Source organism: Sutcliffiella horikoshii, from assembly GCF_021991925.1.
GTDB lineage: Bacteria > Bacillota > Bacilli > Bacillales > Bacillaceae_I > Sutcliffiella_A > Sutcliffiella_A horikoshii_F.
In genome coordinates this window covers 788,793-806,923 of record NZ_RXZI01000002.1, presented here as the reverse complement: position 1 = coordinate 806,923, position 18,131 = coordinate 788,793, and the positions used below count along the sequence as shown (strand labels likewise).

Sequence of the window (18,131 nt, the reverse complement as noted above, 5' to 3'; positions counted from 1 at the left end):
TTGATCAAGCCCCCTCTACATCCAATTTTGGAACTTTGACTTCAAGTCTTGTTCCTTCCTTTTCCACACTGACGATCTTTAATGTACCTCCAAGTTCCACTGCCCGTTCATGCATATTTTGCAATCCATAGGAGCCGACTTTGGCTTGCTCAACATCAAAACCAATTCCATCATCCACTACACGAAGTATGATGAGGTTTTCCCTTTGAATGAGCAAAACCTCCACCGTATTTGCTTTTGAATGCCTCAATATATTGGAAAGTGTCTCCTGTAGAATTCTAAAAAGATGGTCCTCGACCCCTTTATCAATAGTAAAATTCTCTATCTTCCACTTTATACTCATGGGAACTTTTTGGATAAGTTCCATTAACAGCTCTTCGGCTCCCTCCTGCAATGTTTTGCCTTTTAAAGCAATTGGGCGTAAATGCAGAAGTAAAGCACGCATTTCCAGTTGGGATTGATGAATCATTTCTTCTACCAACCGGAGCTGTATTGATTCGTCCTTATCCTTGGCCTCACTCGATTCTGTCAAAGCAGACATGAGCATAGAGGCGGCAAAAAGCTGCTGACTAACAGAATCATGAAGTTCTCTCGCTAGTCGGTTTCTTTCCTGTGAGACAATTTCCTGGATCCGATTTTCAAGGTCTTCCGCCTTTTCATTTGCGATTTTTTGGGAGAGCTTTGTTTGTTCCTGAATTTGACCGTGTAGCTTCCAAACTATTTCTTCAATGTAGGCGACCTCTTGTACACTACTTCCAGGGGCTTCCGACAAACTACGTCCTTGTTCAACGGCTTTTAATTCATCAAAAACCATGTTCCATTGCTTTTTCCAGAAGAGCCCAGATAATAGACCAAAGATAATGCCTAGCCCAATACTAACGATAGTCGTGAATAAAATAAATGGAAGATCCCATACTTTTACAATCCATAATGCCTCCAAACTGATTACAGGAAAGAAGAAGAAGGTCACCACAGCAAGTACAAGAAAGCTAGTGAACGAAATAAGCGATGAATACAGAACATGTCTTGTTAATACACTCATATTCTTTTCACCTCTAGACTTCCGACAAAAATAGAGGTTACAATTTTCACTTTCTGTGTGGCTTCTTTATAGTTTTCTGTATGGAAATGCACCGTCTGGTTAATAATGCTTTTTTCCTCATGCTCCAGTATGTTTGTGGAGCCGACCATTACGGAATGCTGGACGCTCAGTTCTACTTCATAGGGGACCAGGATTTGAACATTACCGACCACATTCCTGATGAAAATGGTGGCTTCCCCTTTTGGCAGTACTGTATAGCTTAAATCGATGGTCGTGTCGCTGATCCCGCATTGAATATTGACATCATCCCAAGTATAGGAATGATCTGGTGTTTTCTGCGATCCGAACAATTTGTTTTGAAACCATTTTTGTGGTTGTCTCATGACAGTCTCTTGATGTTCTGGTCCAATTACCGGATTTATCATTACAGGATGCTTTTTTGCCTGGAGGTATTGATATAGTACATAGAGTACCGTTGCAACGATTAGAAAATGGAAGGTCATCGTATTAAAGATAGATATCAGGATGGATAACAAGCCAATCACAAATAGGGCTTTGCCGATCAACCAATGCCATTTTCTTTTTCCGATATACATCAGGAAACCTGAAAAGAGGAAGGAAAATACAAGGCCCGTATTAAAGAAAAGGATCTCCAAAATAAATATGAATGCCCCCATAAAAATGATAAAACTAAGATAATCCGATTTCATCCTATTTAACATGCGCCTTGCACCTCCCTTTGTATGGTGTATGATCTATGCAGCCTAAAAAGGCGTAACATGCACGCCTTTTTAGAATAGCAGTTTTTACTGAGAAAGAGAATGCGTTTTTTCCTCTGTTTGACTCATTTCTTTTTCAAGTACCGCAATGCGGGCATCAATGGTATTGCGGTGATAAGCTGAGTTCACTTGATGCTCCAAACGGTCTAAATAACTTTCCATTTCATTGAATTTTGTGTAGGAATGCTCCCCTTTGCTTGAATCCACCACCTGATTCATACGATGAGTGGCACGAGCTACATTTTCCCTTCCCATCAATTCCATCCGTTTAATATACATATCCTTCAAACGATGCTTCATTTCTTCGTACTTCTGCTCAAGGTTCGATAAGTCCTCTGTAACTTTTTCTAAAGATACTTTTAAATTGGCAGCTCGATCTTGGTATTGCTGATATTCGCGGTTTGCAAACTCGAGCAATTCCGCCTCTCCTGCTTTCTCTGCGATAGCAGCCTGGGTTTTACGCTTCTCAGCAAAGTTGCTTGCCTGGTGGTACTCGCGCACAAACTCTTCTTTAAGTAAGTTCTGCCTCTCCACTAGTTTACGTACTTTTTCTACTTCTCTTTCACAGTCCCGCAAATATTGATTCAGCATCGCTATCGGATTTTTCTGTTCCTTTTTATCTAATACCTCATGGAAATCTGCAGATATCGTTTGTCTGATTCTTGAAAATAAATTTGTCACTGTTCATCTCTCCTAACTGGTTATTTGTTTAAAGAATTCCATTGTCTTTCAAAGTTCGTGAATGGGTCTCCTGCTTCAATGATGTCATTACTTTCTTTTTCTTTGTTCCAATTTTTATAAACGACATATAAGATGTACGCTGCTACAACCGCTAGGACTGCAGGGACATTGGCGATGGAAAAAGCAATGGCGATGAAAGCGATGAATCCCCATAGGAATTTCGTACCCGTTGAATCTGTACGAATGAATTCTTTTACTGCATAGTAGGTGACCACCAAACTGACAGCCAAGCCTAATAGTGGACCTATGTTGGCAAGCAAAACAAAGAATGCGATGACACCTACTAAAAACAATCCAAATTTTTTCATATTTTGTTCCTCCCTTCTATGTTTTTATCTTACCTTCCTAAAAGGTTTCGTATAATGAGCCTTAGCCATATTTTGAGATAAGACTTGGGGCTTAGTGGGAATAGGACTGAGTGGAATTCCCTGCATCTGCAACATCCATAACCAGCACATAGTCTATTATCCTCTTGAAATTCTATCCATTTATTGATAGAATCTTCTGAAAGCTACACTTTAACACGCAACACCTTCTTTCTTTTTCACACTGTTTGAAAATAATGATTAGGAGGCGTTTTTGTATGCAAAAAGAGAAGTTGGTCCATTTAATTCCTTATAAACTGGAAAACCAGCTATTTGAAACTCATCAAATCCCTGAAGGCATTGAACTAATCCAAGCCCCGGCAATTTGGCAGGCTGGATATAAAGGGGAAGATATGGTGGTAGCCGTCATTGACACTGGCTGTGATGCCCAGCACCCTGATCTTGAAGGCAGAATTATCGGGGGAAGAAACTTTACAGATGACGATAATGGCGATCCAGAAAACTTTACCGATTATAATGGGCATGGAACCCACGTTGCAGGCACGATTGCTGCAATAAATCCGGGCTCAGGTGTTATTGGGGTAGCCCCGGAAGCAAAGCTACTCATTCTCAAGGCGCTTGGAGGCAAAAATGGATCAGGCGAATATGAATGGATTATCAACGCAATCAATTATGCCGCCTCTCAAAATGTAGATATTATCTCTATGTCGCTCGGCGGACCTATCGATGTAACGGAACTTCACGATGCAATCAAAGCAGCCATTTCTAATAACATTCTCGTCGTATGCGCTGCCGGCAATGAGGGAGATGGAGATCAACATACAGAAGAATTTTCCTATCCTGCAGCCTATACAGAAGTAATCTCTGTCGGTTCTATCAATCTTCAACGTAAATCCTCTTACTTTACTAACTCGAATAACGAAATTGATCTTGTCGCGCCTGGTGAGAAAATCATTTCCACTATACCAGGAGGAAGATATGCCGTTTTCAGTGGTACATCCATGTCAGCCCCACATGTTGCTGGAGCGCTCGCCTTAATAAAGAAGCTTACAGAAAAGGAGTTTGGACGCGTACTCTCTGAGCCTGAGCTTTATGCCCAACTAATTAAAAGAACCATTCCCCTTGGTTATCCAAAAAGCTTGGAAGGAAATGGGCTCCTCTATTTGACAACTCCACAGCTTTTGGCCGACTATTTGCGACAAACCAATATCGCAGAAAGCATTGGCGTGTAACAGTGAAAGTATAAGAATATGAAAATTCCCCGGTCCAAATGATGTAAAAAAGGATCGGGGAATTACTATGTCCATTCTGATGTTAAACCTATCGCCAATAGGATGGCACCGAATGCTTGAATCCAGCTACCTTTAGCAATTAGGAATTCATTACCGTCCCCCGGCTGCCACATTGTATGTGCGTTTTCTTTTAAAATACGCACTCCTCCAAAAGCCTGCAAAGAGTTACCAATCGCCTGAAGGCTATTCCCAATAACCACATAGGACCGATTTGCGCTTCCAAGAGCCGTTACCGCCCCCAGTGCTTGAATGAGATCACCACTTATCACTAACCTTTCCCCTGTGTCAGTAGGAAAATCAATTGCAAGACCTGTAGTGACTGTTATATTCCCAGTTGCTTGAATGATGTTTCCTAGCTTTCCGTAAGTCAGTTTTCTTTGTGATTCCGCTTCAAGTCCGTTTCCTGTAGCTTGAAGAACATTTCCAATTACACCAAGCCCTCTTCTACCACTTGTATGGATGGGAAGGGAAGGGGTACTGCCGATCGCTACAACCACCGTTCCTAACGCTTGTGTCCAAGCACCTATCAATTGTTTGGAGTTATCACCCATAAACCATTCCGCCTTTACATCACTTACCACCACATTCGGCCGCATTATTTTCCAGTCATCATGTTCTAGCATATGACAGCGCCCCACATAAAGTCCGGAGTAGGGACCAAAATGAAAGATAAATCTAGTTACTTCTTTTTCAGGGTTGTATAAAAATACGTAAAATGTTATTTTTATTAATATTATAATCTATCATTTTAATCATTTTAAAGGGGACAAAGCCTATGAGTACACAATCTGCCAAACAAACGTCTTACCCCAAGGAAACAGGGGCACCTACCTATTCGACTTCCCAAGTCCTGAAATTTGCCATTCCTTCTTTTATTGGAATACTTCTTTTCCTGATACCGGTATCTTTTAATGGAAATGTGACCATTGGGCTTGGCATCATGGCGGACTGGGTATTGACTACCTTTGGTGGGGCGATTCCCACCTTCATGACAGTCGTTCTAGTAGTTTCCGCAATTAGCAGTTTACTAGTGAAAGTCATTCCCGTACCATTCCTGAAAAAAGATGGTTTTCTTGACTCCTTACTGAACGTAGGCGCAATATGGCTTGCACTGCGTGTATTAGGAGCCGCATTTGCTGTAATGACGTTAACAGAAATTGGCCCTGGTTTTATCACATCCGAATTTACGGGTGTCATTGTTCTATATGACCTTATCCCTGTTCTGACGGTGTGGTTTCTATTTGCAAGTCTCTTCATGCCACTCCTCTTAGAGTTCGGTTTAATGGATTTCATTGGAACGCTTGTCAGAAAAGTCATGCATCCTCTCTTCAAACTTCCGGGACGTTCCTCCATTGATGCCATGGCCTCATGGATGGGAAGTGGGACTGTCGGGGTTCTGTTGACCACACAGCAATATGAATCCGGCTATTATACGAAAAGGGAAGCGGCTGTTGTTGCCACCAACTTCTCCATTGCTTCGATTGCCTTCAGTTTGGTCATAGCCAAGTTTATTGGGATTGATCATATGTTTGTACCTTTTTACTTTACAGTAGTGGTAACTGGAATCATTGCGGCAGTCATCTGCCCTAGAATACCGCCGCTCTCCCGCAAAAAGAATACTTATTATGAGCCTGTTGGACAAAAAATCGATGAAAAAGTTCCAAGCGGAGTGTCGAGTTTCCAATGGGGACTACAGCAGGCTGTCGATAAAGCGGGACAAGTAAAAAGCGCAAAGCAAGTAGTGAAAAAAGGGGTTTTCAATGTAGTTGATATTTGGATGGCACTTATTCCACTTGTGATGGCCCTAGGGACAATCGCCCTAGTCGTCGCGGAATTTACAGAAGTCTTTAATATTCTATCTTACCCATTCATCCCTTTCCTTCAACTCTTGCAGATTCCTGAAGCCCAGGCTGCCGCACCGGCCATGATTGTGGGGTTTGCAGATATGTTCCTTCCGGCAGTCATCGGAAGTGGGATTGAATCGGAGCTTACCAGGTTTGTCATTGCTGTAATGTCATTGACTCAGTTAATATATATGTCGGAGATCGGAATTCTTTTAATTAAATCCAAAATTCCGCTATCCATATGGGAACTTTTTATCATCTTCCTGCAACGAACGATCATTACATTGCCTGTTGCAGCACTTATGGCTCATTTGTTCTTTTTCTAAGATCTACGTGGGGCGACCTTGATGCTAGGTGGAAACCTTCGTACTGGTGTGAAAGGCGAGTTGACGCGGAAATATGCCGAGTTCGTGCCGAAACAAGGCGAGTTGCCAAAACATTATTTTAGCCATATCTCGAAGCCAACCGTTGCAAACCTCCAAAAAACTTGAGGGGACGGAACATTGTCGCTACAAGCAACAGCTGTAAAAATTAAAAAGCTCGCCCTTTCCGATTAGGGAAATAGGCGAGCTTTTTTGATTGAAAAGCAACTTTTTATTGTCGTGCCTCATGCACCTTCAACTGTTTTCCTTTAATTGTGCGGGTCTTCATCTCTTTTAATACCACAGGACCCTTTCCATTTAAAATATCCACATAGGTTTGATTGTCCTGAATGGATATGATCCCTATATCTTCTGATGTCAGGCCCTCAATTTGGCAAATGGTACCTACAAAGTCCACCGCTCTGATTTTCTTTTTCTTACCGCCGTTAAAATAGAGCTTCATGATATCCTGCTCCAATTTAGCGGCTCTTTCTTGTTTCCTGGTTGGTCTATTCTCTATCTTTTCTAAAAAAGACCTTTCAGACTTTGCGACAAGCTCCCGATTTGGCGCATCAGCTTTTGAAAATCTAGCACCGATGAAACGCTCGATTTCCAACAGATGAGCTGTTTCCCGCTCTGTCACTAACGTGATAGCCTTGCCTGATTTTCCGGCTCTCGCTGTGCGGCCGATACGGTGTACATATCGCTCTTTGTCGGAAGGGATATCATAGTTTATAACCAGACTTATATCTTCAATATCTATTCCTCTTGACGCCACATCCGTTGCGATAAGATAGCGGAACTCTCCCCGTTTGAAAGCATTCATCACTGAAAACCTGTCTTCCTGGACAAGGCCGCCATGCAATTTACCACAAGGATAACCGGAACGGTGCAGTTTACGGAAAACCCTTTCCACTTCTTCTTGTGTTGCGCAGAAAATGATACAGCTATCAGGATTTTCCACTACTGTAATGTCCTTCAATATGGCAAATTTCTTTTCTTCTTCTGCTTCATACACAACATTCTTGATCCTATGTGATGTAATAGCCTCGGCTTTTATATCTATGAAAGCAGGATCTGTCATGTATTCTTTGGATAAATGGGAGATGTCATCCGGCAAGGTCGCGGAAAATAACATGGTTACCCTTTTCGCTGGAAGCTTTTGTATGATTGCCTCCACTTGATCGATAAACCCCATGTTTAACATCTCATCCGCTTCATCAATGACAAGATACATCAGTTTATCCACCTCAAGCGTACCTTTTTCAAGATGGTCCAGCACTCGACCAGGTGTACCTACCACTATATGAGACTTTTGCTTCAATTCAAGCTTTTGCTTATGAAAGGATTGCTTTCCAAAAATAGCGGTGGCCTTGACCCGCTTGTAGCGGCCGATATTCGTTATATCGTCCTTCACCTGGGCAGCAAGCTCCCTGGTTGGAGTGAGCACCAAAGCCTGTGGCTTGTTTTCCTCCCATTGGACAAGCTCACAAAGAGGGACAGCAAAAGAAGCCGTTTTCCCTGTCCCTGTCTGTGATTTTACAATAATATCCCTTTTCTTCAGTGCGATGGGGATTACTTCTTTTTGAACATTGGTGGGCTCTATATAGTTAAGACTTGTCAATGCCTTAATGATCTCTTCACCAAGCATAAATTTCTGGAAAGTTTTATCCATGATTTGAAAACCCTTCTTTTTCTTCAAATTTTATGATGATTTGCATTACTTCCGATCTGCTTCCTATACGCAAGGGTGGCCCCCAAAAGCCGAAACCGGATGAAACAAATGCATGCAACTGACCTTTTTTCAAATAGCCCCAATCCAATTCAAAAAGCCTGCTAGTAATCAGGTGGTTGGGTGCCATTTGTCCTCGGTGGGTATGGCCGGATACGATGAGGTCCACGCCACTCTCCTGTGCTTCCTTCAACTCTGCAGGCTGGTGATCCATCGCAATCAGGGGTATAGAGCTGTCTAATTCCACTTCTTTTATTAGTTGTTTGAACGACTTTCTCCGTGAATCCGTTTTATCTTTCCTTCCGAGTAAATAAAAGCTGTCCCCTACCTTGATTACCTCGTCCATCAATATTCGGATATCCACCTTCTTCATTTCATTTAGAAACTCCGGGATTTCTCTTCCGTAGTATTCATGGTTCCCTAGGACACCATAAATGCCCAGTGGAGCATGGAGTTGTTTCATGATAGCTCCCATATTCTTCTTTTGAAAATACTCCGGCTCATCATCAATGATATCTCCAGGCAAAAGAATGATATCGGGCTTAATATGTTCTATCGTTTTTACAAGCCTTTTGGCATGAGCAACACCTGATAACTTACCAAAATGCATATCTGAGGCTACAGCTATATGAAGTTTTTCCACTTTATTCTTTTTCGGGATGCTCACTTCGTGTTTTCTGATGACCGGGCTATAAGCATTATATAACCCAAAGGCAAAAATACCAGTAAGCAAGGTAGCGGTGACTGTCCCAACCCAGACAATAGCAATCTCATTTTCAACTCCCGATAAACCAAGTAGCCAGACAGCAAAGTTAGCTACCGGGAACAAAAGCAACCCATATTGGATGAACCCAAACCATATGGAACCCAGGATGGATAGCGAGGAGAGCCACTTTACCATTCTTCCTAAAATATAAGCATAGGAAAAAATGACGATGGCTAACCAATACAAAGCATCATGCTTGAATGAGAATGCTACCTTTACCCATATCAACGCATTCCACCCCAGATAAAACATCAAAATATTATACAATGAAAAAAATGCAACGATCGATAATACCCGACCAACCTTCACGAAAGCAACTACTCCTTTTATACGATAACTAGATTCTATTTATTATAGCGAATAGTGGCGTCAAAGCGAAGCGCCTGAAACGGTAAGCAACAGGTTAATCTCACATTCAAAAAAACTGACTCCCATCCAGAGGAGTCAGTTTACAAGAGAAGATTTCTTCAAATAGTTGTCAAATACAAAATTGCCAAACGGGATGAACGCAACCGCCACAGCGCCTACAGCCCACAGTAGAGACCATCTTATTTTAAACGTGATATATGCAATGAAAAGAATATATGTGATAAACAAAAAGCCGTGTAAGGCCCCGACGACACTTACTGCTTGCGGGATATCAAAACCATATTTCAAAGGCATTGCGATGAAAAGAAGGACAAGCAACGAACCGCCTTCTATTAATCCCATCATACGAAACCTACCCATTGTAGAGTTTGTCATTTTCTATCAGCCATCCTTTGCCATACAATATATCCTCTATTATAAAGTAGTTCATGCATATCCCTTCCACGTACCCATGACAATCCTGTGAATTTCCCCGTCATTTTTTTCTATTGGAAAGTAATAGAACCGTAACCTGTATAATCAATGACAATAGGATTGTTGTGGGGAAAAGCACCATGAAAGACGCTAGGGAGGTTAGATCTCCCCATGTTGGATCCGAAAAATAAATAGAAAGCGAATAAAGCGTGCATAGAAGGAAACCAATACCAATCCCATAAAAGAACACCTTATACCTTTTCACATCAAAGCACCTCCAGTCATAAGAAAGACAGTGTTCTCCCCTCAACACTGTCCTTTCCGCTTATTTGATCTCGTTATGGTGCTTATATTCCTTTAGTGCAAGGATACCTTCATTCAGATAGGTTAGAAAACTTTCTTCCACTTCTCTATCCAACAGTCCTGGCATGCTTTCCTGGATTTTCTCGAAATTATAAATGATCATGTCCGTTTTCAAACCTCTGCTTACGAGCACACTGTTAAGCCATAAGGTGTATTCAACAAAGGTTTGCGTGTCCTTCAGTTTGTATGCTGTATGGAGGTATAGGAAATGGTAAAAATTATCTTCAATTGTTCTCTCCTTGCCTTTGGCTCCAAACCTTTCCTCCAAGTAAGGAAAGTCCCGGTACATGGTACTCACCACTTTATTAACGATAGGAGTCACATCTAAATCTCCAATATCCGCTTTTATTTTTTGGACGGTAGGTGTCAATATCAGGTCTGTCATGTGGACACCACCTTATATCTAGTGATGGTTGGGATGATTGCAGCCAATTCTTGATCAGGATATTTCTTTTCAAGCTCATGGATGCGCTTATAATCTTCACTGCTTACCCAAGCAAGGAAATCTTCTTTGGAATCCCACTCCATAAAAACGGTGAGTTCTCCACTTTTCTTTTCGTTTTGCAGAAGTAGAAAGCGTTGAAATCCTGCCGCTTTCTCTACCAATCTGGAACGATTATGATAAATCGAAATAACCTCATCAGCCTTTTCAGGTGGAACCTGGAATGTAGAGTGAACAATGTACATAATATGTGACCCCTTTCTGGGTGCAAAGAATTTTTATGCAGAAAAGCTCTTTTTTTAAAAAATTGTTGCTAATCACGAGCAAAAAGTCGGCAATTGGACTTTTTGCTGCTTATATATCGAAAATATGCAGGTAGTTGTTTTAGTACATAGGGAAAAGAGCACGACAGTATGGAAAAGAACGATTGATACAGAAGTACGAAAAACCACAAAAGCTTACGAAAAAGACTGCAGAAAAAAAGATGCCGGCTTTTCGCTCACATCTTTTATTGGAGATTATCATTTTATTTATATTTGAGAGACGGGAATTTCAATATTCCTTCTCTTTAATTCATCTAATATCAGTTTTATGAAGTCGTCATTCAGGTCATTTATCCTAGCTACTTCATATACTTCCAGCAAAGATTCATCGCTTAGTGAATCCATACTATCCCCTCCCATATAACGAATATCTCTTTATTTGATGTTGCCACCTTTATTAAATTTTCAAAAAGAGCTTCCTAACAAAAATAGACTGCTTGTGAAAATTTTAAGTAAGATAGCCTCATCTTTTTAAACAAGCTCCATATTGTTACATGTGAAGTGAAAGGATTCGATGGATGAATATTCTATTACACTCTCTCTATAATAAGTATTCTAACGAACATCCCCTGTTTTTGTCCAATGTTCACCGGACCTTTTAGCTGAATATTATTGCTTTTCAATGCTCCACACTGTCATTTCAACTGTATAATAACTGCATTATAGAACATTATTGGAATTATTATGAAAATTCGTATTTTCCCCTCGATTCTATTGAAAGAAGAAAAACTCAAACCACGAATGATTTAAGTTTTCGTGATTTGAGCTAATAGTTCCTGTACTTCATTAATCTTCAATTTGGAGATATGTGCATATTTCTCTAAATTACTAAAATAGGCGAAATACGTTTCATTTTTTGGTGTGATATGTGATATCATTCGTAAATTCACTATATAGGAGCGGTGAGTTCGGTAAAAAGTTTGATCTAACTGCTCAAAGATATCACTGATATTTTCATAGGTTTCAACTGCTTGGCTGGTTGTGTAGATAATACATTTTTTGCCCGACTTTTCGATGAAAATGATATCCTCAAAAGGTATATAGTAGAAGGAGCTGTTTGAACGGACAGATAATCTTTTGTTTGAAGACTTTTCCTCTGATTCCATCCTGTCGCTGACCAGCTGTGTTTTCGCTCTCTCCAATGCTTTGTATAACCTTATTTTCTCTATGGGCTTTACAATATAATCCACTGCTGAAATAGCGAAAGCCTCCACCGCAAATTCATTATACCCTGTAACAAAAATGAACTTTAAACTAGGTGAGAACTCGAGACACTCTTTAATTGCAACCATACCATTTTTCCCCGGCATATTAATGTCTGCAATGACAAGAGCCACCTCATTTTTCATCACACTATCAATCAGCTCTTCACCGGTCCTGCACGTATCGACTATAGTAAATTCCTTAAGCTCTCCGATAAAAAATTCTAGTATTTCAAGAGAATCTTGATTGTCATCAACAATAACAACATTTATTGGTTTCAATCGAAGAAAACCCCTTTCTTTCGATGTATTATAGCGGTACCTTTATCCAAAAGGTACTCCCTGTTCCCTCTATACTTGAAACGCCTACGGTCCCTTTCATTTCGAATACGTTCTGTTTAACTAGAGTTAAACCTATTCCTGTACCTTCAATATGATATGCAGGATGATTGATTCGATAAAATGGTTCAAAAATGTTTTCTTGGTGTTCCACTGGTATACCAATTCCTGTATCCTTTACAAAAATGGCTAGATAACTACCATCAACTCTCCAATACAGAGTGACCGTTCCATTTTTCTTATTGTACTTGATGGCGTTATTTAAAAGATTGACCAATACCTGTTGAAAACGTATCGGATCAATTTTTATGGAAATATCCTCTACATCTTTTTCAATATGAAGAGTCACTCCATTATCAGCTGCATTATTTTTATTGGCCTGTAAACAATCCCATATCGCGTTTTTTATACGTACCGTCTTTACATTTGCTTTAATGGTTTCGGGCTTTGTATCTATTCTGATCAACTCAAGGATATTGTTGATTAATTGCAACAGATGCCTGCTTGAAGATAAAATTTTTGCAAGCCGTTTTTTTTGCTTTTCTGTCAGCGGATCCTTCTGATCTTCTTCAAGCACCTGACTAAAACCTATAATGGAATTGAGAGGTGTTCTTAACTCATGACCAATCATTGCCAGGAAATTCGTCTTCGTTTTACTGGCCCTTTCCGCTTCATTTCTCTCTATAATCAGGGAGTTTTGAATATTTTTTTGCAGCGTCAAATCATGGAATATGATAAGGTGATGCCCATAAGAAATATTCTTTGAAGCAGAAAAACTGATGATCCGCTCTGACTCATCTGGTCTGATGATTATGTATTCATTGTCTTGCGCTTTCCCGTATTTAAGAAGATGAGCCCCGTGTTCCCTCAAGGAAACTTTGTTCGTTTCACTGACGAAAGTGGTGACCTTTACCCCATTGAGCCTTTCACTATGAACCCCTAAAATGTATCCAGCAGCAGGGTTCAACTCGATGATTTTCCCATCATTATCAATAATGAGGATTCCAACCTGAGCTCCTTCAAAGATATCCCGGAACTTTCTCTCATTTTTCATCAGATGCAGATTTGCCACTTCCAACGTTTCCGTATTTTGAGTCAATTCTTCCACCTTTGTCATGCGGTCCAATACGATGGTAACCTGATGACAAATGGAATGAATTAAATCAAGTTCTTCTGATTTAAAAGTGGTGCGTTTCTTGGAACCGAAAGAAATCGTCCCGACAAGCTCTCCAAATGATATTAACGGCTCGCACACATATGCCTTTATTCCAAAAGAACGAATGAGATCAACTTTGGGGTTAGGGCAGTATTCTACATTCTCCACAACCATTTTCTTCATATTCTGTGCAACAGTCCCACAGACAGCAGAACCTTTTTCAATAAAACGCATGTATTCGGTTTTCTCATTACAGATACCTTTGTGGTTTGCCAATTCAAGGCGTTCCTGCTCTTTATCCCATATATAATTGATATAAATATCCAAGTCCAATACTTGTGCTAAGCTATCAAATAATGAATCGAGCAATTCCTTCGGATTCTTCATCGTGGTCAGCTTTGAAGCTGTATCATAAAGAACTTTCAGCTTTTCATTGTTGTTTATATGCGATTTTTCCATTATTTTTTGCTTGGTGTTATCCACTAATAGGATCGAATAGCGATTTTTAGAAATAGGGAAAATGGTTGTGTTGTACCATTGAACTGGATGATCTGAAACTTTAAAATCCTGTTGTACAAATAGATCTTCTTGTATTACACTGTATATATTATTAAGTAATATCTCGAATACATCTTTATCTAATAAATTAGGAAGAAAATGACCTATTACAGCTTGATTGGATAGTCCAAGGATTTGCTTGGCACCATTATCAATCGAACTGACTTTTAGGTCAGAATCAAACAAGATAAACCCTTTAGTTATATCCAGTGCTTTTTCAGCATCAGTTTTTAAGGTAGGCAAACTATTTATACCGATTATCTTCAACCCCTTCCCTTCACTTATCAAAGGATGTATTTCATAATCATCATATAAGAGACAAGTAATTCCTCGTATCATGCATGACTTACCTAATAATAAGAAAAAGTAAAAGGTAGGTGATGTTATATGGCCGTACATGCGTGAACTTTTTTGTAAAGATAGCACATTGATACTTGTACTATAAGCATTATAGCTTTTATAATCGATTATTTGAACCGTCTGTTTCTTATACTCCATATGTATGCTTTGCTATTTTACAACTAAACACTATTGAACAACCACCCAAAACCAAACTTTTCATGTAGCGATTTTCCTCTTTTCAAGCCTAAACACCCTTATTTCACAAGCTTTTTACTACTTTTTAATAATACGAGGCAAAATCTTTACTCCTTTACTGGAATAATGTTTGACCCCTTCAAACTTAACATTATTTACCTTGTTAAAAGAATATTACAAGCAGTAAAATGCTTCAAAAAGCTTCTCTCATTGTATAGTGATGTTAATTATTATTCAGCTGTTGATCGAAATTGGAAGCGAAGACTCCCGCACCTCCCGCCGAAAACGGATCGGCTGTAACGAGGATCAACAGTACATACTGTCTAATAATTATGCATGGTTTGTATACAGTCTGAGAGAAGCTTAAAAAAGCTTATCTATTGGTTTTCTTTTAAATAAGTTAGAAACATCTTAAAAACCGTAGCTCCTATGCCCATGTATTCCACATAAGGATCCAATTCCAATTTTGTATTCTGATATAAAAAATCCATTTTGACTCCTCCCTTACTTTTGTTCTATGGGACTTGAACGTTCATCTAACCAGTGATCCAAATAGGCTGGAAGTTTGCCATTACGTACAGAAGTTCCAGTATGCCCCCCCTTGAGAATATGAGTTTGCTTATCCACACTAGATACCTTTTCCATAATTGGCAGTATGTGATCAAGTGGAACAAGACGGTCGCCTTCCGTGCCAACCACCAATAAATTCGCAGTAATATTAGAAAGCCTTGCCTTTTTTCCGTCCACTTCCATAAGGTTTCTAATGACCTTGTTTTCTTTTGTCAAGTCCTCCGTTATCTGCTTGGCAACCCCGCTTGTTAAGGGAATATGCCCTTTTGTCCATGTATTGAAGCGTAGCCATTTATCCACGTATGCTTTATCTTGCCGATTTAAAAGGAGCGAAAGGTATGGAGTGAGATATATAGGAGAAGTGATCACTCTTATTCCAGCTTCTACATGAGAAGCAGGGATGACCCCTAGTTCCTCCACATATTTGAACCTATCAACTTCTCCTTCTCGTAAAGCTTTTACCCATTTGTCAAGGTATGCAGGGGTTTCGAAGTCCATTGGTGTAACAAACAAGATAAGATTTTTTATTGGTTCTTCCGCAACAGAGGCATAGATTGCTGCAAGCGTCCCCCCCAAGCAGTACCCCATAATCGTCATCTCGTTTGCTCTGGAGTGATTGAGCGCCACTTTCATGCCTGGCTGTATATAATAGGTAATATAGTCACTAAGGGTCATATCCTTATCCTCTAAACCCGGCTTGCCATAATCAATCATATAGACTTCAAACCCACTCTGGACAAGTGCTTCAATGGTACTGCCGCCAGTTTGCAGATCTAGTATAAAGGGTTGGTTGATCAAGGAGTAGATGATAAAAATGGGGATGTTGTATTTTTTTTCGGGTGCCTTGTAATACCAAAGGGTCGCTTTATTCTTTTTCCAAATGGACTCTCTTGGGGTAACTCCATCCTTATAAGGCGTCTCGTTATAATGAATCATTTTCTTCTTCCAAGTATCCATCTTATAGTCACTCAATGCGCTCACCGTCTTTCGGGCGGACAACTTTCTCATTGATTCCTGGGCGCTGGGATACAATCGCTTGACGTTGCATCATGTCTTCCACTATTACTTTCACCATATTTTTCTTGGGCTTTGGGCTCTGTACTTCCGATTGAACTACTTGGTAATTCGACTTTTGCATATTCTCTTCCAAACGATCAATTTTTTCTTCTATTTGAATAAGCAATCTCGCTATGTTTGCCACATCATTTTTAGTAGGGAAATTATATTGCAAAGACAGGACTTCTACTTCCTCTCTAATCCTGCGTATTTTTTCAGCTTTCCACTCACTTTCCATCTCAAGGATAGGCAAAATTGACTCGCGATTGAGCCCATCTTTTATCATCTGATTCAATTGGTTTTCCAGTTGAATTGCTTTGACTTTTAATCTTTTGTTCCTTTCTTTTCTATTTTCATTGGAACCCAACATGGTTGGTTCACCCTTTCATCCTTTTCAATTTTGACTTCTTTAACTAAATTAAGCTGGTCATCCCTCCATCCACAATTAAAATGTGCCCTACACAATAATCCGATGCTCCAGAAGACAAGAATACAGCCGCCCCCTTCAAGTCGTGTTCTCCTCCAAATCGTTTTGCGGGAATTTGTTCTTTCAATGTTGGAGCGGAATGTTCAATGATGCTTTTAGTGATTTTTGTTGGGAACATCCCCGGGGCAATGGCATTCACTTGAATGTTATGTGGAGCAAGCTTCACTGCAAGGTCTTTCGTAAAGGTGATGACTCCCCCTTTGCTCGTATTGTACGCAATGGTGTCCATTAAACTTGGGTCTGTCCCTCCAAGCCCTGAAACGGAAGCAATATTGACTATTTTGCCTCCACCTTGTTTCACCATGACTCTTGCTGCCTTTTGGCTGAATAAAAAAAGCCCCTTAAGGTTCACATTCATGACTTTATCCCACTTGTCTGACGGTAAATCCAGTGTCGGAGCCATCCACGATGTTCCACTGTTGTTCACTAGGATATCCAAAGAACCAAATTGCTTCACCGTTTCGTCGATAACATGCTGAATCTCTTCTTCTTCGGTAACATCGCAGGCAAAAGCCATCGACTTAACACCCTTCTTTCTCAACTCCTCACTGACTTTTTGGCAGGAGGCCAAATCACGCGAGCATACAATGACATTCGCTCCCGCCTCAGCAAGTGCCGTCGCTATCTGAGCACCAAGCCCTTTGCCTCCACCTGTCACAATGGCTGTTTTATTTTCCAGATTGAATAAGTCCCTTACTTCCATTTTTGTTCCCCCTCTGATGTTTTGCGTCTTTCCAATACAAAACTAGTAATATTTAATAGATTCCATATAGTATAGTAGAGAAGCACTGTAGAGGTGTCTAAATTGATGAATTAGTGGAGGCGGAAGTTTGTACTATGTATGAAGAGGTGTTGTGGAAGTTAGGAGATTATATTAAGGACTTATTTGATATTTTTCAAACTTGATTGATATATGGAAGAGTTGGGTTGCTACTTATAACTATTCGATCAAAAAACAACGCAAAAAAGGCCCTCCAGATGGAGAGCCTTTTTACCTGACGTCAAAAATTACTTTTGAACGTTAGTTGCTTGAGGTCCACGAGCGCCTTGCTCGATTTCAAAAGTTACTGTTTGACCTTCTTCTAAAGATTTGAAACCTTCGCCTTGGATAGCAGAGAAGTGTACGAATACATCGTCTTGTCCTTCTACTTCGATGAAACCGAAACCTTTTTCAGCGTTGAACCATTTTACTTTACCTTCTAACATTATGTTTCCTCCTACAGTGGAACATTCCACAATTGTATTACCATTCTTGCTCTGCATAATCTTTCAAGACGAAAAACATTGAAGTAAATTCCTTCTATCAGCCTTACCGAACAAAAACAATTAACTTAATCATAGAGGTTATGTAACGAAAAATCAAGTCTTATTTGGTTTTGCTAGTAACTTCCATTTGAAAAGTCATACTTGTTACGGGTGAAGACTTATAAG

The 18,131-nt window shown here is 40.0% G+C and carries 19 protein-coding genes; 2 read left to right on the top strand and 17 right to left on the bottom strand.

Annotated elements, in window-relative coordinates; all coding sequences use genetic code 11:
• Positions 1-4: 4 nt before the first annotated feature.
• The 4 genes from EKQ44_RS09310 to EKQ44_RS09295 all read right to left on the bottom strand — a co-directional run bounded on the left by EKQ44_RS09310 (position 5) and on the right by EKQ44_RS09295 (position 2,870).
• Positions 5-1,042, bottom strand: coding sequence for a sensor histidine kinase (locus tag EKQ44_RS09310; protein ID WP_237663253.1), 1,038 nt, complete (start codon positions 1,040-1,042; stop codon positions 5-7).
• Entirely contained in the window at positions 1,039-1,764 is a 726-nt protein-coding gene (gene liaF / locus EKQ44_RS09305; RefSeq protein ID WP_237663252.1) for a cell wall-active antibiotics response protein LiaF, read from the bottom strand. The genes EKQ44_RS09310 and liaF overlap by 4 nt, the downstream gene beginning before the upstream one ends.
• 84 nt (positions 1,765-1,848) lie before the next feature.
• Positions 1,849-2,502, bottom strand: coding sequence for a PspA/IM30 family protein (locus tag EKQ44_RS09300; protein WP_237663251.1), 654 nt, complete (start codon positions 2,500-2,502; stop codon positions 1,849-1,851).
• A 20-nt stretch (positions 2,503-2,522) separates the two neighbouring features.
• Positions 2,523-2,870 (bottom strand): lmo0954 family membrane protein, encoded by a 348-nt coding sequence (locus EKQ44_RS09295; RefSeq protein ID WP_237663250.1) that lies wholly within the window; start codon positions 2,868-2,870, stop codon positions 2,523-2,525.
• A gap of 275 nt (positions 2,871-3,145) precedes the next feature.
• On the opposite strand from EKQ44_RS09295, the gene EKQ44_RS09290 reads away from it, so the two are divergent.
• The gene (locus tag EKQ44_RS09290) at positions 3,146-4,120 is read left to right on the top strand and encodes a S8 family peptidase (RefSeq protein ID WP_237663249.1); all 975 of its coding nucleotides are present in this window, start codon (positions 3,146-3,148) and stop codon (positions 4,118-4,120) included.
• 65 nt (positions 4,121-4,185) lie between these two features.
• Here EKQ44_RS09290 and EKQ44_RS09285 read toward each other — a convergent pair whose 3' ends face one another.
• On the bottom strand, positions 4,186-4,803 hold the full coding sequence (locus EKQ44_RS09285; protein ID WP_237663248.1) for a DUF6944 family repetitive protein: 618 nt from the start codon (positions 4,801-4,803) through the stop codon (positions 4,186-4,188).
• A 152-nt stretch (positions 4,804-4,955) separates the two neighbouring features.
• Here EKQ44_RS09285 and EKQ44_RS09280 point away from each other — a divergent pair, with 152 nt between their 5' ends.
• The gene (locus EKQ44_RS09280; RefSeq protein ID WP_237663247.1) at positions 4,956-6,350 is read left to right on the top strand and encodes a YjiH family protein; all 1,395 of its coding nucleotides are present in this window, start codon (positions 4,956-4,958) and stop codon (positions 6,348-6,350) included.
• 268 nt (positions 6,351-6,618) lie between these two features.
• Here EKQ44_RS09280 and EKQ44_RS09275 read toward each other — a convergent pair whose 3' ends face one another.
• The 12 genes from EKQ44_RS09275 to EKQ44_RS09220 all read right to left on the bottom strand — a co-directional run bounded on the left by EKQ44_RS09275 (position 6,619) and on the right by EKQ44_RS09220 (position 17,906).
• Positions 6,619-8,064, bottom strand: coding sequence for a DEAD/DEAH box helicase (locus EKQ44_RS09275; protein ID WP_237663338.1), 1,446 nt, complete (start codon positions 8,062-8,064; stop codon positions 6,619-6,621).
• On the bottom strand, positions 8,054-9,193 hold the full coding sequence (locus EKQ44_RS09270) for a metallophosphoesterase (RefSeq protein ID WP_414491278.1): 1,140 nt from the start codon (positions 9,191-9,193) through the stop codon (positions 8,054-8,056). The genes EKQ44_RS09275 and EKQ44_RS09270 overlap by 11 nt, the downstream gene beginning before the upstream one ends.
• Positions 9,194-9,328: 135 nt before the next feature.
• Positions 9,329-9,628, bottom strand: a complete 300-nt coding sequence (locus tag EKQ44_RS09265) for a DUF3817 domain-containing protein (RefSeq protein WP_237663246.1) — start codon at positions 9,626-9,628, stop codon at positions 9,329-9,331.
• A 364-nt stretch (positions 9,629-9,992) separates the two neighbouring features.
• Positions 9,993-10,415 carry a hypothetical protein gene (locus EKQ44_RS09260; protein ID WP_237663245.1) on the bottom strand — a complete coding sequence of 141 codons (423 nt, stop codon included), beginning with the start codon at positions 10,413-10,415 and terminating at the stop codon, positions 9,993-9,995.
• Entirely contained in the window at positions 10,412-10,717 is a 306-nt protein-coding gene (locus EKQ44_RS09255) for an antibiotic biosynthesis monooxygenase family protein (RefSeq protein WP_237663244.1), read from the bottom strand. The genes EKQ44_RS09260 and EKQ44_RS09255 overlap by 4 nt, the downstream gene beginning before the upstream one ends.
• Before the next feature lie 285 nt (positions 10,718-11,002).
• The gene (locus EKQ44_RS09250; protein ID WP_237663243.1) at positions 11,003-11,140 is read right to left on the bottom strand and encodes a sporulation histidine kinase inhibitor Sda; all 138 of its coding nucleotides are present in this window, start codon (positions 11,138-11,140) and stop codon (positions 11,003-11,005) included.
• A 401-nt stretch (positions 11,141-11,541) separates the two neighbouring features.
• The gene (locus tag EKQ44_RS09245) at positions 11,542-12,279 is read right to left on the bottom strand and encodes a LytR/AlgR family response regulator transcription factor (RefSeq protein ID WP_237663242.1); all 738 of its coding nucleotides are present in this window, start codon (positions 12,277-12,279) and stop codon (positions 11,542-11,544) included.
• A 28-nt stretch (positions 12,280-12,307) separates the two neighbouring features.
• A complete protein-coding gene (locus EKQ44_RS09240; protein WP_237663241.1) occupies positions 12,308-14,389 on the bottom strand; it encodes an ATP-binding protein in 2,082 nt (693 codons plus the stop codon).
• Between the two features lie 702 nt (positions 14,390-15,091).
• A complete protein-coding gene (locus EKQ44_RS09235; protein WP_237663240.1) occupies positions 15,092-16,114 on the bottom strand; it encodes an alpha/beta fold hydrolase in 1,023 nt (340 codons plus the stop codon).
• 7 nt (positions 16,115-16,121) lie between these two features.
• Positions 16,122-16,583 (bottom strand): hypothetical protein, encoded by a 462-nt coding sequence (locus EKQ44_RS09230; protein ID WP_237663239.1) that lies wholly within the window; start codon positions 16,581-16,583, stop codon positions 16,122-16,124.
• 43 nt (positions 16,584-16,626) lie between these two features.
• Positions 16,627-17,403, bottom strand: coding sequence for an SDR family oxidoreductase (locus EKQ44_RS09225; protein ID WP_237663238.1), 777 nt, complete (start codon positions 17,401-17,403; stop codon positions 16,627-16,629).
• A gap of 305 nt (positions 17,404-17,708) precedes the next feature.
• The gene (locus tag EKQ44_RS09220) at positions 17,709-17,906 is read right to left on the bottom strand and encodes a cold-shock protein (protein ID WP_060665583.1); all 198 of its coding nucleotides are present in this window, start codon (positions 17,904-17,906) and stop codon (positions 17,709-17,711) included.
• Positions 17,907-18,131 lie beyond the last annotated feature (225 nt).

Excerpts from the sequence above, each read along its gene's own strand:
- EKQ44_RS09310 (WP_237663253.1), bottom strand. The coding sequence starts at position 1,042 with ATGAGTGTATTAACAAGACATGTTCTGTATTCATCGCTTATTTCGTTC.
- liaF (WP_237663252.1), bottom strand. The coding sequence starts at position 1,764 with ATGTTAAATAGGATGAAATCGGATTATCTTAGTTTTATCATTTTTATG.
- EKQ44_RS09295 (WP_237663250.1), bottom strand. The coding sequence starts at position 2,870 with ATGAAAAAATTTGGATTGTTTTTAGTAGGTGTCATCGCATTCTTTGTT.
- EKQ44_RS09290 (WP_237663249.1), top strand. The coding sequence starts at position 3,146 with ATGCAAAAAGAGAAGTTGGTCCATTTAATTCCTTATAAACTGGAAAAC.
- EKQ44_RS09285 (WP_237663248.1), bottom strand. The coding sequence starts at position 4,803 with ATGCTAGAACATGATGACTGGAAAATAATGCGGCCGAATGTGGTGGTA.
- EKQ44_RS09280 (WP_237663247.1), top strand. The coding sequence starts at position 4,956 with ATGAGTACACAATCTGCCAAACAAACGTCTTACCCCAAGGAAACAGGG.
- EKQ44_RS09265 (WP_237663246.1), bottom strand. The coding sequence starts at position 9,628 with ATGACAAACTCTACAATGGGTAGGTTTCGTATGATGGGATTAATAGAA.
- EKQ44_RS09260 (WP_237663245.1), bottom strand. The coding sequence starts at position 10,415 with ATGACAGACCTGATATTGACACCTACCGTCCAAAAAATAAAAGCGGAT.
- EKQ44_RS09255 (WP_237663244.1), bottom strand. The coding sequence starts at position 10,717 with ATGTACATTGTTCACTCTACATTCCAGGTTCCACCTGAAAAGGCTGAT.
- EKQ44_RS09250 (WP_237663243.1), bottom strand. The coding sequence starts at position 11,140 with ATGGATTCACTAAGCGATGAATCTTTGCTGGAAGTATATGAAGTAGCT.
- EKQ44_RS09240 (WP_237663241.1), bottom strand. The coding sequence starts at position 14,389 with ATGATACGAGGAATTACTTGTCTCTTATATGATGATTATGAAATACAT.
- EKQ44_RS09235 (WP_237663240.1), bottom strand. The coding sequence starts at position 16,114 with ATGGATACTTGGAAGAAGAAAATGATTCATTATAACGAGACGCCTTAT.
- EKQ44_RS09230 (WP_237663239.1), bottom strand. The coding sequence starts at position 16,583 with ATGTTGGGTTCCAATGAAAATAGAAAAGAAAGGAACAAAAGATTAAAA.
- EKQ44_RS09225 (WP_237663238.1), bottom strand. The coding sequence starts at position 17,403 with ATGGAAGTAAGGGACTTATTCAATCTGGAAAATAAAACAGCCATTGTG.
- EKQ44_RS09220 (WP_060665583.1), bottom strand. The coding sequence starts at position 17,906 with ATGTTAGAAGGTAAAGTAAAATGGTTCAACGCTGAAAAAGGTTTCGGT.